This window comes from Herbaspirillum sp. WTB6 (assembly GCF_057457785.1).
In genome coordinates this window covers 2,603,465-2,618,279 of sequence record NZ_CP176522.1, presented here as the reverse complement: position 1 = coordinate 2,618,279, position 14,815 = coordinate 2,603,465, and the positions used below count along the sequence as shown (strand labels likewise).

15 protein-coding genes are annotated in these 14,815 nt (G+C 63.0%); 3 read left to right on the top strand and 12 right to left on the bottom strand.

The genetic code is table 11. The features are described 5' to 3' along the window. On the bottom strand, positions 1–1,560 hold the full coding sequence (locus ACK2VC_RS12260; protein ID WP_486730629.1) for a M48 family metalloprotease: 1,560 nt from the start codon (positions 1,558–1,560) through the stop codon (positions 1–3). Between the two features lie 215 nt (positions 1,561–1,775). Here ACK2VC_RS12260 and moaC point away from each other — a divergent pair, with 215 nt between their 5' ends. Both moaC and ACK2VC_RS12250 read left to right on the top strand, forming a co-directional pair. Then, the gene (gene moaC / locus ACK2VC_RS12255; RefSeq protein WP_486733235.1) at positions 1,776–2,213 is read left to right on the top strand and encodes a cyclic pyranopterin monophosphate synthase MoaC; all 438 of its coding nucleotides are present in this window, start codon (positions 1,776–1,778) and stop codon (positions 2,211–2,213) included. A gap of 71 nt (positions 2,214–2,284) precedes the next feature. Beyond that, entirely contained in the window at positions 2,285–4,156 is a 1,872-nt protein-coding gene (locus ACK2VC_RS12250) for a diguanylate cyclase (RefSeq protein ID WP_486730628.1), read from the top strand. Positions 4,157–4,170: 14 nt separating this feature from the next. Here the strand turns inward: ACK2VC_RS12250 and ACK2VC_RS12245 are convergent, their stop codons facing one another. From ACK2VC_RS12245 to ACK2VC_RS12235, 3 genes are read right to left on the bottom strand one after another with little or no spacing between them, the layout of a single operon-like run. Continuing rightward, a complete protein-coding gene (locus ACK2VC_RS12245) occupies positions 4,171–4,338 on the bottom strand; it encodes a hypothetical protein (protein WP_486730627.1) in 168 nt (55 codons plus the stop codon). Between the two features lie 17 nt (positions 4,339–4,355). Beyond that, positions 4,356–5,429, bottom strand: coding sequence for a YeeE/YedE thiosulfate transporter family protein (locus ACK2VC_RS12240; RefSeq protein WP_486733234.1), 1,074 nt, complete (start codon positions 5,427–5,429; stop codon positions 4,356–4,358). Positions 5,430–5,433: 4 nt separating this feature from the next. Next, positions 5,434–6,375: a sulfurtransferase gene (locus ACK2VC_RS12235; protein ID WP_486730626.1), complete on the bottom strand. Its 942-nt coding sequence runs from the start codon at positions 6,373–6,375 to the stop codon at positions 5,434–5,436. Positions 6,376–6,747: 372 nt separating this feature from the next. Between ACK2VC_RS12235 and galE the strand changes: the two genes are divergently transcribed. Next, positions 6,748–7,782 (top strand): UDP-glucose 4-epimerase GalE, encoded by a 1,035-nt coding sequence (gene galE, locus ACK2VC_RS12230; protein WP_486730625.1) that lies wholly within the window; start codon positions 6,748–6,750, stop codon positions 7,780–7,782. Between the two features lie 361 nt (positions 7,783–8,143). Here galE and ACK2VC_RS12225 read toward each other — a convergent pair whose 3' ends face one another. The 8 genes from ACK2VC_RS12225 to recX all read right to left on the bottom strand — a co-directional run bounded on the left by ACK2VC_RS12225 (position 8,144) and on the right by recX (position 14,651). Next, on the bottom strand, positions 8,144–8,569 hold the full coding sequence (locus ACK2VC_RS12225; protein ID WP_486730624.1) for a pilin: 426 nt from the start codon (positions 8,567–8,569) through the stop codon (positions 8,144–8,146). 207 nt (positions 8,570–8,776) lie between these two features. Next, positions 8,777–9,376 (bottom strand): FHA domain-containing protein, encoded by a 600-nt coding sequence (locus tag ACK2VC_RS12220; RefSeq protein WP_486730623.1) that lies wholly within the window; start codon positions 9,374–9,376, stop codon positions 8,777–8,779. 1 nt (position 9,377) lies between these two features. Then, positions 9,378–10,217, bottom strand: coding sequence for a Stp1/IreP family PP2C-type Ser/Thr phosphatase (locus ACK2VC_RS12215; protein ID WP_486730622.1), 840 nt, complete (start codon positions 10,215–10,217; stop codon positions 9,378–9,380). Between the two features lie 252 nt (positions 10,218–10,469). Further along, the gene (locus ACK2VC_RS12210) at positions 10,470–11,189 is read right to left on the bottom strand and encodes a TerC family protein (RefSeq protein ID WP_486730621.1); all 720 of its coding nucleotides are present in this window, start codon (positions 11,187–11,189) and stop codon (positions 10,470–10,472) included. Positions 11,190–11,273: 84 nt separating this feature from the next. Then, positions 11,274–12,158 (bottom strand): succinate--CoA ligase subunit alpha, encoded by an 885-nt coding sequence (gene sucD, locus ACK2VC_RS12205; protein WP_486730620.1) that lies wholly within the window; start codon positions 12,156–12,158, stop codon positions 11,274–11,276. 51 nt (positions 12,159–12,209) lie between these two features. Beyond that, on the bottom strand, positions 12,210–13,376 hold the full coding sequence (gene sucC, locus ACK2VC_RS12200; RefSeq protein ID WP_486730619.1) for an ADP-forming succinate--CoA ligase subunit beta: 1,167 nt from the start codon (positions 13,374–13,376) through the stop codon (positions 12,210–12,212). A 73-nt stretch (positions 13,377–13,449) separates the two neighbouring features. Continuing rightward, the gene (locus ACK2VC_RS12195; RefSeq protein ID WP_486730618.1) at positions 13,450–14,019 is read right to left on the bottom strand and encodes a DUF2889 domain-containing protein; all 570 of its coding nucleotides are present in this window, start codon (positions 14,017–14,019) and stop codon (positions 13,450–13,452) included. A 179-nt stretch (positions 14,020–14,198) separates the two neighbouring features. Continuing rightward, entirely contained in the window at positions 14,199–14,651 is a 453-nt protein-coding gene (gene recX, locus ACK2VC_RS12190) for a recombination regulator RecX (protein WP_486730617.1), read from the bottom strand. Positions 14,652–14,815 lie beyond the last annotated feature (164 nt).

The following is a 14,815-nucleotide window of genomic DNA, read 5'->3' as shown; positions in this document are numbered from 1 at the left end:
CTAGCGGTTCTTCTTACTCTCTTCCAGTTGCTGGCGCCACTGCGCCTGCAGTTCGCGTTCGCGGGCGTCGATCATCGCCTGTTCGTAAAAGCTGCCATCCGGCGCGCGGCGTGCGATCTTCAACTGCTCCAGCGCGCTCGGCAGGGTGCCCGAGAGCGCATACGATTCGGCCAGTGCCAGATGCTGCAACACCTGCTTGCCCTGCGCCGCGTAGGATTTCGCCAACAGCGCCTGCAACTCCGGTTCCTGCCGGTACAACTGCACCTGGTCGCGCAGGTAGCGCGTGGCGTCGTCGGCGCGGCCGGCTTCGATCAGCGCCTCGGCGTACTGGCGCGCGATGCCGCGCGACAGCGGAAACTGGGCGCGCGCGGCGTCGGCCAACGTCACCGCTTGCTCGGGCTGGCGCGCAGCCAGCTTGAGTTCGATGCCAAAGGCGGCCAGCACCGGACTGCGGGTATTTGCCGGTAGCGCGCGGCGCGCCTGCTGCAGCAGTTTTTCGGCTTGCTCCGGCTGGCCGCGTCGATGCGCGATGACGGCCAGCCCATAGTTGGCGGCGGCGACATCCATTGCGGTTTTCTGCTGCAATTGATTTTCAAAGAACGCAGTGGCGTCGCGCAGGCCCTGCACCGAGCCGTCCTGCAGCACCCGCACGCGCGCCCGGATCAGGTAGAAATCCAGGCTGTCGGCACGCTGCTTGTAGCGCTGGCCGCGAATGCGGGCCTCGATGTCGGCGATGCGCTCGGTGGTCAGCGGATGCGACAGCAGGTAAGGCGGCACGGCATCGGAATAGTTGCGGGTCGCGTTCTGCATCCGGCCAAAGAAAGCCACCATGCCGCTGGTGTCGAAGCCGCCGTCCTGCAGAATCTGCAGGCCGATGCGGTCGGCCTCGCGCTCCGCATCGCGGCTGAAGTTCAGCTGGCGCTGCATGGCCAGGCCGGTACCGCCCATCAGCATGCCGACCGCCGCATCGCCGGAAGAACGCGCCGCCAACGCTGCCAGCAGCACCGAGGCCAGCGGAATCAGCGCATCCTGCTTCTGGCTGCCGATCATGCGCGCGATGTGGCGCTGCGCCACGTGGCCGACCTCGTGCGCCAGCACCGAGGCCAGTTGCGACTCGGTCTGCGCCGCCAGGATTAGCGCCGAATGCACGCCGATGAAGCCGCCCGGCAGTGCAAAGGCGTTGATGCGCGGGTCGCGCACCGCGAAAAAGGAAAAATCGAAAGCCGCCTGACCGCGCACATCCGGCCGCGCCGCCACCAGTGTGGCGCCAAAGTCGTTCAGGTATTCCAGGACTGGCGCGTCGCTCAGGTAATCCGGATCGCGCCGGATGTCGTGCATGATTTCCTCGCCCAGCTTGCGCTCCATCAGTGGCGACAATTCGCTGCCAGCGGCATCGCCTAGGGTTGGCAGGCCATCGGCGGCGAAAACGGGAGGGATAGGAGCGGCGCCGGCGGCGATGCAGGCGGCGCACAGAACGGCCACCGCCCGGCGCGCGGCAACCGTCGCCAAACGCCAGGCGGCCGCCGACGAAGCGTTGAATGATGCGAGGAAAGATTTCACGATACTATGATACTAGCAAAGGAAAATCGTTCGGCTGCCGTTACAACCAGTAATGGCAGCGACGACCCTGCAACAAGCCAACGAACCCGATCATGAACCAGCCGACCGTCTCGCCACCCGCGTCCCAGGTGAAGCCCGAGAGCAATCCGATCCCTCCCGCTCGCGCCACACCGGCGCCCGGTTTGACCCACTTCGACGCTGCCGGCCAGGCGCACATGGTCGATGTCGGCGCCAAGCAGGAAACCCACCGCATCGCGCGCGCCGCCGGCCGCATCCGGATGCGGCCGGAAACGCTGGCACTGATTCAATCCGGCACCGCCAAAAAAGGCGACGTACTGGGGATTGCCCGCACCGCCGCGATCATGGCGGCCAAGCGCACCAGCGATCTGATCCCGCTGTGCCATCCGCTGGCGATCACTCGCGTCGCAGTCGAGTTCCAGATCGTGCCGGAGGCATCTTGCGTGGACTGTACCGCGCAGGTCGAGACGGTCGGCAAGACCGGGGTCGAGATGGAAGCTCTGACGGCGGTGCAGGTCGGCCTTCTGACCATCTACGACATGTGCAAGGCGGTTGATCGCGGCATGGTGATGACCGATGTGCGGGTGCTGGAAAAACATGGCGGCAAATCGGGCGATTGGGTGGCGAGTTCGTAGCAGACGGATCGTGCTTTTCAGATGAACGCCTGCCCTGCAACGACTGCGGCGCAACCGTATCACTGAGACAGATGACATCAGACAAATTGCAGCACGGCGACGATACCAGGCGCAACCAGAGGGTGCTGGAAACAAACAGCATGGTCCTGCAACGCATCGCGCAGGCGGCCCCGCTGGCCGAAACGCTGAGCTGCATCGTGCGGATTGCCGAACAACAAGCTCCTGAAATTGCGGGCGCCATTTTGTTGCTGGATGAGGATGGGGATTACCTGCGCCTGGGCGCGGCGCCCAGCCTGCATCCGGATTACCGTCGCGCCCTGGACGCAATCGCGCTCGGTGCCGGCGGCGTCCAGCGCCAAGTCGCGGCGGACACTCCATTCCACACAGCGATTGAGCAGATCGAAGCCAGCCGCTTCTGGCAGGACTTTCGCCACATGGCTTTGCAACACGGGCTGCATGCCGACGCGGCAATACCGATCTTGTCCGCCGGCCACTACCTGCTCGGAATTTTTGTCGCTTATTCGCGCAGTCCCGATCCCGCCGAAAATCGGCGCGAGAATCGGCAGACGCTGCTGGATCTGGTGCCGCTGACGGTGATCGCGATCGAGCGCAACCATGACCAGGAAAAAATACAAAGGGCCGAGCATACGCTGCATGAAAGCGAAACCCTGATGGCACTGGCGATCGAGGGTAGCGGCACCGGGATCTGGGATCGAAATATCCCTGGCGGCGAGATTTATTACTCCACCACCTGGAAGGCCATGCTGGGCTACACCGAGTCGGAGGTCAGCAACCGGATCGAGGACAGCTACGCGCGGGTGCATCCGGACGATGTGGAGTATGTCAAGGCGACCATCCAGGCGCACTTCGATCGCAAGACCCCAACCTACAAGGTCGAACACAGAATCCGCTGCAAGGATGGCAGCTACAAATGGATCCTGAGCCGCGGCAAGGTGGTGAGCCGCGACCAGCACGGCCAGCCGCTACGCATGATCGGCACGACCACCGACATTACCGCGACGCGGACGCTGTCGGAACGGCTGCAGCAAACCGTCGACCTGATCACCTGCCTCACCAACGAAGTGCCTGGGCTGGTATTCCAATACCGCCTACCGCCCAACCAGCGCGGCTTCCTGACCTATGTCAGCGACGGCATCCGCGACATTTACGAACTGACTCCGGAACAGGCCACCGGGAACATCGGCCTGGTGCACGCCCTGATTTACCCGGACGACCTCGAGAATTACCGCGCCTCGCTGCAAGCCTCGGCGGCCAGCCTGACGCCCTGGCATCTCGAGTATCGCGTGGTGTTGCCGCGACAGGGGTTGCGCTGGCGGCGCGGCGACGCCCGGCCACGGCGGCTGGAGGACGGCGGCACGCTCTGGCATGGCTTCGTCACCGACATCACCGACCGCAAGCACAGCGAGCTTGAACTGCACGAATTCGCCACCATCGATTTCCTGACGCAACTGCCGAACCGGCGCTGCTTCATGGGGTGCATGGGGGAAATTCTGCGCCGAAACCAGCGCCTGCCGGGTGCGCGCGCAGCAGTGCTGATGTGCGACCTGGATCATTTCAAGGCGATCAACGACAGCTACGGCCATGCCACTGGCGATCTGGTACTGAAGCATTTCGCCAGCATCTTGCGCGATGGTTTGCGCAAGCACGATACGGTGGGCCGGGTTGGCGGCGAGGAATTCGCAGTGGTGCTGCCCGATGCCGACATCGATGACGCCACGATCTTTGCAAAACGGATCCAGGCGCGCTTGCGCGAGGCGCCGCTGCGCGACGGCGCGCACCTGATCCCGATTACCGTCAGCATCGGCATTGCGCGCATCCATGAGAGCGATGCCAGTGTCGAGGCGGCCCTGACGCGCAGCGACCAGGCGCTGTACCGCGCCAAGGCGGGCGGCCGCGACCGCATCGAGGTGAACCCCGAGTAGGCCTACCTGGCGCGCTACTTGGCCATCGAGCAGTGGCCGCCGCTGACCTCCTGGCCGGAGCCGGCCGCGATCAGCGGCGGCTCCTGGCGCAGATCGATCGGCGCCGAATGGGTCCAATCCCAGGCCAGGAAAGCCAGCAGCCCGGCCCAGAAGACGATGCGTAATGTGGAAGTTCGTTGCATAGCAATCCGGTCCCGGTTCAGAACTGATAATGGCGCCGCACGCGCACGCCAATCAGGGTGCCGGCGAATGCCACCGGCATCCAGATCCAGCCGTGCAGGCTGCCGGTGGCGATTCCGCTCAGCATGGCGCCGATGTTGCAGCCGAACGCCAGGCGCGAGCTATAGCCGAGCACGAAGCCGGCCACCAGCCCCACCAGCCATTGCTTGGCGCTCAAGGGTTTGGCGGATGCCGGGGTCCGCGCCGAAATCCAGAGCGCGCCACCGAGGATGCCGATGTTGGTAATCGAGGTCACATCCAGCAGCAACGACTGCGACAGCCGCTGCAGGTTGCCGGCCTGGCTCCAGAACGGGTTGATGGCCGGGTCAAACCAGCCGACCGCGTGCGCCACCTTGGCCGCCCACAGACCGAAGCCGTAGACCACGCCCCACGGCTGGCCGGCGATGATCAGGTTCAGCGCAGCCAGCACGCCAAGCGCCAGCGCACCCCAGATCCAGCGCGATTCCAACCATGCCTTGCCCCCGCCGACCCAGGCGCGCACCGCCAGCGCGACCACACCCAGCAGCAGCCAGGTCACCAGCAGCGCGGTGCCGACGCCCCACTGCTCGACGAAACCGACCGGCGCCAACTGGCCCAGGCTGAGCCAGGCATCCAGATGGGCCGAACCGAGAAAGCTGCCGAGCGCAAACAGCGGCAGGATGCCCATGTTCAGCGGCACGCCGAGTCCAGCCTTGTACAGCGTGCCGGAACCGCAGCCGTCGGCGATCTGCATTGCCAGGCCAAACACAAAGGCGCCCACCAGCAGGCTGATGCTGGGCGGACCGAGCGCCGCGTGCAATTCGGGAAAGGCGCCGAGCAAGGGCATCGACAAGGTCGCCGCCAGTCCCAGCAGCAGCAGTTGCCCGAGCGCGCCGCGCGGATCGCGCTGCTCCACCAGTTGGCGCCAGCCGGTGGTGAAGCCGAAGCGGGCGCCGGCCAGAGCCGCGCCCATGCCGATGCCGACCAGGAACAACACTGCCTGACGCACCGAGACGTTCCAGAGCAGCAACACAAAAAAGGCGGCCAGCAAGGCCGCCAGTGGAAAACGTTTCATCATGTCACTTGGCGTTTTTTGCGGCCCACAGCTTGGCATCGATCAGCAACTGGGTGGCGCGCCCCGGCACGTTCTCCATCGGCAGGCTGTTCGCCGCCTGGGTCCAATCCACCATCGAACCCGGGTACAGCTTGACGTTTTTCTGCCCTACCACTTCCGACAGCGCGAACCAGTCGGTGGCCGCCCAGTGGCCGGTGTTGCAGAAGGAAACCGTTTCGTGCTGCGGATCGAGCGGCGCGACAGCGGCGATTTTCTTCGCATCTTCGGTCGAAACGAAGGTCGCGGTACCGGGCACGAACCACTTGTCGTGCTCCAGATTCACCGCGCCCTTGAGTGTGCCGGGCAGCTTGGCGGCGGCGTGGCGGGTTTCGCCGCGGAAGAAATCGGCGGGACGGGCGTCGACCAGGTTCAGCTTGCCGGTCGAGATTTGCGGCGCCAACTCGTCGCGGGTCACGATCAGGCTGTGGTCGAGTTGCGGCGCGTAGCTGCTGGCCGCGACCTTGACTGGCGCCGCATCCAGCGGCAAGCCGGGTTGCGCCCAGCCCTTGATGCCGCCGTTCAGGATCGACAACTGTTTCAGGCCCAGCACCTTCAGCGTCCAGTAGACGCGGGCGGCGGCGCCGAAATCCGTGGCGTCAGCGCCGCTCGAGACCACCACCGCATGTGTCGCCGGCGTCAGACCCAGGCTTTGCACCAGCGCGGTCAGTTTCGGCAATTCCGGCAGTTCGCCGGGATTGGAAGCCGGGCCGCGCCAACTGCCATAAGGAGCCGAGACGGCTCCCGGAATATGCTGCTCGGCGTACGACTTGGCGTCGCGGATATCGATCACGCGCAGGCTGGCATCCTTCAGCCGTGCTTGCAGCTCGGCCGGCGACAGCAACGGTTGCGCGGCCAGAGCCGTGCCAGCGGCGGCCAGCGCCAACAACAAGAACCAGATTTTTTTCATGAACGTCTCGCAGGGAAATTCGGATGATGGCGAGTATGCCGAGCATCCGGCGTTTTCCCAAATACAAATTTCTTGAATGCTTATAACGGCACAACACAGTCGGCTGGCTCGACGTTGCCACGCATGCACCTGTTCGTGTTGTTTACGGCGCGAGCGATGCGCGAGGTTTGAGGGTGCGCAAGCCAGGCAGTGCGGAAGATGCCTATCGTATATCGACGCTGAAGGCTTCGTACCGCGCCTATCCCACTTGAAACCAACGCGGCAGCAAAGGCACGGGGCACACGGCTGAAAAATGAACAACGAGCGGTGGCGTAGTTTTTCCCGGCAGCATTTCCTGCCGCCGGTATTTCACCTCATTCACGACTTCGCCCCATGCCGAATAACGAAACCATCCTGGTCACCGGCGCCTGCGGCTACATCGGCTCGCACACCTGCGTGGCGCTGGCCGAGGCCGGGTATTCGCTGGTGGCCCTGGACAATCTGTCCAATAGCTCGCGTACGGCTTTGCGACGAGTGGAACAAATCATCGACCGCAGCATCCCCTTTTTCGAGGTCGATGTGCGCGACCGCGCGGCACTCGATGCAATCCTGCAGGCGCATCCGGTCGCCGCCGTGATCCACTTCGCCGGCCTGAAGTCGGTGGGCGAATCGGTGGCGCAGCCACTGGCATATTTCGACAACAACCTGTCCGGCACCATCACCCTGCTGCAGGCGCTGCAGGCAGCCGGCGTCAAGCGCTTCGTGTTCAGTTCCTCGGCCACCGTCTACGGTGACCCCCAATCGGTGCCGATCGCAGAATCGGCGCGCCTGTCCACCACCAATCCGTATGGCCGCTCGAAGCTGCTGGTCGAGCAGGTGTTGGAGGATCTAGCGCAATCCGACCCTGGCTGGGCGATCGGCACCCTGCGCTACTTCAACCCGGTCGGCGCGCACCCCTCCGGCCTGATCGGCGAAGACCCGCATGGGGTGCCGAACAACCTGATGCCCTTCGTCGCCCAAGTCGCGGTAGGCCGCCTGCCGCGACTGTCGATCTTCGGCCACGACTACCCGACTCCGGACGGCACCGGCGTGCGCGACTACGTGCACGTGATGGACCTGGCGCGCGGCCATGTGGCCGCGCTCGATCATCTGTTTGCATCCCAACAATGCTTCACCGTCAACCTCGGCACCGGCCAGGGTTACAGCGTGCTGGACATCGTGCGCGCCTTCGAAACTGCTAGCGGCCGCGCCATCCCCTACCAGCTCGCGCCGCGCCGCCGCGGCGACGTCGCTGCGTGCTACGCCGATCCCAGCCAGGCGAAAACGCTGCTGGGCTGGCAGGCGCAACTGGGGCTGGCCGACATGTGCGCCGACTACTGGCACTGGCAGAGTCAGAATCCGAAGGGCTTCAAGGGCGCGGCGCGGTAGCGGCAAGCCAAGCGCCTTGCAGGGTATTTTGCAGTCGAAGCAATTCGCCAAACACTGCACAATATCAGGAGCATATTGTCAAAACATAAATTTTATGCGTGGAATTTGGCGCCATATAAATGAGTATATGATTAATTAAGTATTTGCTGCGCCAGCACATTATCGACGCCTATCGTCATGCATTACATCCCGGCGCAGCCTATGGTCTGGCGGCGCGCGATTCGTTCAAGACAGGAGGTTCGTGCACACCCGCAATATAAATTGGCGGCGGACTAATAAGCTGCAAACAAAAAAACACCCCACGAATGGGGTGTTTCGGAGATACTACGTGGGGACAACAACGCACCCACCCTACCCGGCTTTATTTGCAGCTTGCTGGCAGATATTTGGCCGCAATGGTGCCAGTGCATACCCAAGTAACTTTCCCATCAGCCAGTAAAGTTGGTGTCAAGGTAATATTTCCACCGCCTGGAATCTCGGCCGCCACCGCAGCTGCGTCCACTTTTGTGCCATCCCAAGTCACGCCCGAAACCTTTGGTGTTGCTGTCCAAACAGGCACGTAATCCGCCGCTGCTGGTAACGCATTTTTGGTCTGTGCCCATTCAGCAATAGCAACCTTAGAGGCTGAAGCGGCCAATACGACTTCCGTCACCTTGGCTCGAACTGTGTAATCCTGATACGCCGGCAGCGCCACCGCCGCCAAGATACCAACAATTGCCACCACGATCATCAATTCAATCAGGGTGAAGCCGCGCTGGGCGGATTGCATCATTTTCGTCGATTTCATTTCTTGTCCTCCTTGGATAAATTGGGCACTCGCCAATTTCTTATGAGCAATTGGCGTGCCAGGCGGCGTTATGGCGAAATGTCACACGGATGTTATGAATATGTGAATTTTTCGTCAGTTTGTTGGCCGTGATCATGACAGTATTTGTCACAAGGTAAAAAATTGTCAAATTTCTTCTTTCGTCATGTTGCTAAAATGGCACGTGATTCACTCCAGTGCAAACAGCAACTGTGCCCCGGACAATTCGATGATGTCACCCGAAGCCAGCGGTGTGGCCGAGGTGCCGACCGATTTGCCGTTCAGGAGCGGGTGAGCCTCGCCTTCGATGTGGGCAATGCAATAGTCATGCGGCCGTTCGAGGATGACGGCGACTTGCACGCCCGGGCGGCCGATGCTGGTGAGCGGCTTGGCGAGCACCAGTTCGCGGCCAGCGCCGGGACCGGCCAACACCTTGAGGCGGGCGCGCGGGCGCGGCGCGCGCGCGGCGCCGGCCGGCCCCTGCGCCTCGGCGCGGTAGCGGATTACGTATTTGGCGATCTCGATGGTGTCGCCGTGTTGCAGAAAATGCTTCTTGATCGGCTGGCCGTTGACCAGGGTGCCGTTGGTGCTGTTCAAGTCCTCCAGGAAGGAATCGTTGGCAATGGTGACGATGACGGCATGCTCGCCGCTGACGGCCGGGTGATCGAGCACCATGTCGTTATGGGGGCGGCGGCCGATGGTGACGCGCTCTCGGTCCAGCGTCAGGTGCTGCAATTCGGCCGCGCCGAGAGTCAGCGTGATGCCGGCGGTTTTTTTTCCTGCGCTCATGTTATTTGATCCAATGGGCGACGCGGCCCAGCAGCCCGGGCAGCGCCGTCCTGCCGGATTCGGCCTCCGGTTGCGATTGCGGCCGGGACAGCACCCGGACCAGGATGACGGAGATGTTATCGCGCCCGCCGTGCTGGTTGGCGCGCTGCACCAGCGCATCGGCAGCGCCCTGCAGATCGGCGGCCTGGGCCAGCTCAGCGATTTCCGCTTGCGACAGCATGTCGGACAGGCCGTCCGAGCAGAGCAGATAGAGATCGTCGGCGGCAATTTGATGTTCGTGGATTTCGACTTCGAGCGCCGGTCCGACGCCGACTGCGCGCGTCACCAGGTTCTTGTGGTCGACGAAGCGCGCTTGCTCGGGGCTGATCAGGCCGGCATCCAGTTCGTCCTGCAGCAGCGAGTGATCATGCGTCAATTGCTCGAGGCGGCCGTGGCGGATGCGGTAGGCGCGCGAATCGCCGACGTGGGCGATCGCGACCTGGTCATGGTGGAATAGCGCAGTGACCAGGGTCGTGCCCATGCCGGCGTATTCCGGCTGGCGCTGGGCGCTGGCGAGTATCGCGCTGTTGGCAAATTCGGCCGCGGCCGCCAGCAGTTGGCGCGCGGCGCCGGCACGCGGTGCGCGCTGCCAACTACGCTTGCCGAGCCGCCTTTCGACGCTCTGGCGGATCACGGTGGTGGCGATGTTGCTGGCGACTTCGCCAGCCGAATAGCCACCCATGCCGTCAGCCAGCACCGCCAGTCCGTGCACGGCGCTGACGGCGACCGCATCCTCGTTGTGCGCGCGCATCAGCCCGGTGTCGGTGCGGGCGGCGAACTCGAGTTCGAAGCGGGGGGTCATCGGACGACCGCCCGGCCGTTGCCGGCAGCGAGCCGGGGTAGAGCCTGTCGCCGAATGTTTGAGTCGGGAACAGCAACCCAGCGGCGCTTTTGGCATCCGACCCGGCGAAACAGGATATTCAGCGGTGACGCACCTCGCTGGGTTCCCGCATCCGCGGGAACGACAGGCAAACAATTAATCACCCTGGTCGGCAAGTGGATCGTTCTGATTTTCACAGCACGATTGTAGTGACATTCGCCGTGTTTGGTTATCTCACGGCGCATTTTGCGCGGTTTTTTTCCGCGCGCGCCAGGAGCCGGCCACCACCACCGCGACCGCGCCGATCAGGGCCGGCACGCTGATCAGCAAATCAGTGCCGGGAACCAGAAATTGATGCGGCGGCAGCCACGGCGCGAGGCCGACGTCGGTAAAGATCATGCCGCCAGCCAGATAGCCGAGCAGTCCGGCGCCAAAGGTGACGATGACCGGGAAACGCGTCATCAGCTTCAAGACGACGGTACTGCCCCAGATGATGATCGGGATGCTGACCAGAATGCCGAATATCACCAGCAGCAATTGATGCTCGTCCGCCGCCTGGCTGGCGGCGCTGGCGACCGCGATGACGTTGTCGATGCTCATCGCCAGATCGGCGACGACGATGGTTTTGATGGCGGCCAGCAGACGGTCGCTGGCGGCAATGGCGGTATGGTCCTGGCCGTTATCGGCCAGCAGCTTGACGCCGATCCATAGCAGCAATAGGCCGCCGGCCAGCTTGATGTAGGGCATTTCGAGCAGCGTGACGGCAAACGCGATCAGCGCAATGCGCAGCACGATGGCGCCGGCGGTGCCCCAGAGGATGCCGCGCAAGCGCAGATGCGGCGGCAGATTGCGGCAGGCGAGCGCAATCACGATCGCATTGTCGCCGCCCAGGAGGATGTCGATCAGGATGATCTGACCGACGGCAACCCAGTTCAGCGTCAGCAAAAAATCCATCGTCCGTTCCGAGAAAATATGATGCTGGAAAATAATATGGAGAGCCGCGGCTCTCCATACGGGTACGAGAAGACGTACGGCTGTTTATTTCAGGGCTGCTTTCAGCAGCCGCCCCATTTCCGACGGATTACGGGTCACGGTGATGCCGCAGGCGGCCATGATTTCCAGCTTGGCTTCGGCGGTGTCGGCGCCGCCCGAGATCAGCGCACCGGCGTGGCCCATGCGTTTGCCGGCCGGCGCGGTAACGCCGGCGATGAAGCCGACCACCGGCTTTTTCATGTTGTCGCGGATCCAGTAGGCGGCGTTGGCTTCGTCCGGGCCGCCGATTTCACCGATCATGATGACGGCGTCGGTATCCGGGTCATCGTTGAACATTTTCATGATGTCGATGTGTTTCAAGCCGTTGATCGGATCGCCGCCGATGCCGACTGCCGACGACTGGCCGAGGCCGAGCGCGGTCAACTGGCCCACCGCTTCATAGGTAAGCGTGCCGGAACGCGAAACCACGCCGATGCGGCCTTTCATGTGAATATGGCCGGGCATGATGCCGATCTTGATTTCGTCCGGCGTGATCAATCCCGGGCAGTTCGGCCCGAGCAGCAGGGTCTTGCTGCCGGCCTTGGCCATGCGGTCCTTCAATGCCAGCATGTCGCGCACCGGGATACCTTCGGTGATGCAGATCGCCAGATCCAGCTCGGCTTCCACCGCTTCCCAGATGGCGGCCGCGGCGCCGGCTGGCGGCACGTAGATGACTGACACGGTGGCGCCGGTTTCCTTTTTTGCTTCGCTGACATTGGCGAAGATCGGGATGCCCTCGAAATCCTCGCCGGCTTTTTTCGGATTGACGCCAGCGACGAAGCAGTTCTTGCCGTTCGCATAATCGCGGCACATGCGGGTATGGAACTGGCCGGTCTTGCCGGTGATGCCCTGGGTGATGACCTTGGTGTCTTTGTTGATCAGGATGCTCATTTAATCTTTCCTTTTTACTTGCCGATCGCGCGGGAACGGTCGCTGTATTGATTACTTGCCGTTAGCCGCAGCCACCACCTGCTTGGCCGCATCTTCCATGGTGTCGGCCGAGATGATCGGCAGACCGGATTCGGCCAGCATCTTCTTGCCGATATCCTCGTTGGTGCCTTTCATGCGCACTACCAGCGGTACTTTCAGCGAGACGGCCTTGGACGCGGTGATCACGCCTTCGGCGATGACGTCGCAGCGCATAATGCCGCCGAAAATGTTGACCAGGATCGCCTTCAGACCCGGGTTTTTCAGCATGATCTTGAAGGCTTCGGTGACTTTCTCGGCAGTGGCGCCGCCACCGACGTCGAGGAAGTTGGCCGGTTCGCCGCCGAACAGCTTGATGGTGTCCATGGTGGCCATCGCCAGGCCGGCGCCGTTGACCAGGCAGCCAATGTTGCCGTCCAGGGAAATGTAGGCGAGGTCGAATTTGGACGCTTCGATTTCCGCCGGGTCTTCTTCATCCAGGTCGCGGTAGGCAACGATTTCCGGATGGCGGAACAGTGCGTTGGAATCGAAATTGAACTTGGCGTCGAGCGCGATCACGCGGCCGGAGCCGGTCAGGATCAGCGGGTTGATTTCAGCCAGCGAGGCGTCGGTTTCCCAATAGGCCTGGTACAAGCCTTGCAACTGGACCCGGGCATCGGCAATCGACGCGGCCGGAATGCCGATCTTGGCGGCGATCGCGTCGGCGTCGGCGTCGGTCAGGCCGGTGGCGGGATCGATCGCGACCTTGTGGATCAGTTCCGGATGCTTGTCGGCCACTTCCTCGATGTCCATGCCGCCTTCGGAAGACGCCATCAGCACCACGCGCTGGCTGACGCGGTCGGTGACCATGGAAACGTACAGCTCTTTCTTGATGTCGGCGCCTTCCTCGATCAACAGGCGGCGCACTTTCTGGCCTTCGGGGCCGGTCTGGTGCGTGACCAGTTGCATGCCGAGGATCTGGTTGGCGTATTCGCGCACCTGTTCCAGCGACTTGGCGACCTTGACGCCACCGCCCTTGCCGCGGCCACCGGCGTGGATCTGGGCCTTGACCACCCAGACCGGGCCGCCCAGCGTTTCCGCTGCCTTGACCGCGTCGTCCACCGAATTGCAAGGGATGCCGCGCGGCACCGTCACTCCGAATTTGCGGAGAATTTCCTTGCCCTGATACTCATGAATTTTCATGCGAGCTTCCCTTCTGAAACTTATTGAAAAAAACTGCCAGGTAAAAAATCTAGGATGGTCCGTTATGGTCCGTTTAACCGGGTTCCGATTCGGCCCGCACCGCCCAGCGCGGATAGTATTGCGCCACCGCGGCGCCATCGGTACGCAGCGCGTGGCAGCGGTCCAGCTGGAACGGTTTGACCTCGCGCTCATCGTTGCCGCTGGTATCGAAGACATCGCCGGCAAAGGCCTGGATCGCCGCCGTTGGCAGCACTTGCGCCAGTTCGCTCAGATGGGTGCAGCCCAGAACGCCACCAAGACGCTCGGCCGCTTGCCTGCGAAAACCCTTGAGCAAATTCAGGCCGACCAGCCGCTTGTAGGCCGGGCCGATGGTGTCGCAAAAACCGGGATACGGTACCGCGTCGGAGACCGCCTCGGCATCGAGTATCGTCAATTGTGTATCGACCGTCAGCCGCAACCATAAGTCATGCACCGGCGTGTTGGCCGGACGCATGGTGCCGGCTGCCAGCGGCATGTCGCGCGTCTTGATGTCCGTGATGCGGGCGTCCAGATCCCACAGACCATCGTCGCGCGCAAAGGCCGCAACTTGTATGCTGCGGGTGTGTTTCAGCGTGCGGCCCGATGCGGGTGGCGATAGTGGCATAAAGACCAATGCCGGCGAACGGCGAAATAATAATCGCCGCATTTGCGTGTTGTCGTCGCAGTTTCTGCGGCAACAGCCGCTCCTGCGGCGCTGCAAAAAAACCGTGAAAGTGTAGCACAGCCGGGAGATGCGCCGCTTGGCCGGCTACCGGGCGACGGTCGACGCCGCGCCCTCCGCGCTCAATCGTCGGCGTCATCCTTGCGCATGGCCGCCCGGATCGCCTGCTGCGAGAAACCGCGCTGCAGCAGGAAGCGCACCTGCTTCGCATGCTGCGTCGCATCAGCCGCCGGTTCGGGAAATTTGCGGCGCCAGACTGCGCGGGCGCGCGCCGCTTCATCCTGCGCCAGCCCGGCCTTGAGCGCGCCCAATTCCTCGGCGACGATGCCGTGGCTTTGCAGTTCGGACAGGATGCGGTTATTGCCGAAGCGGGCGGCGCGGCGATGGATCAGGGATTCGGAAAAGCGGGATTGGGACAGCAGGTTGGCGGCTTCCAGCGCATCGAGCAGGGCGTCGATATCGTCGCCCTCCTGCGCGTAGCGCGACAGTTTGCGCGCCAGTTCGAGCCGGCTGTGCTCGCGCGCCGACAGGTAGCGCAGCGCGCGCGCTTTCAAACTGATTTTGGGTGCGGGCATGGCGCGGATTCAGCAAGTCGATGAAGGCCCGCGTGGGCGGCAATGTTGTTCGGCGAAACAAGTTTCCAGGAAACTGTCATGCCCGCGCAGGCGGGAATCCAGCGACGCGTTGAACGAACGTCACTGGGTCCCCGCCTGCGCGGGGACGACCCGAAGAAGTATTT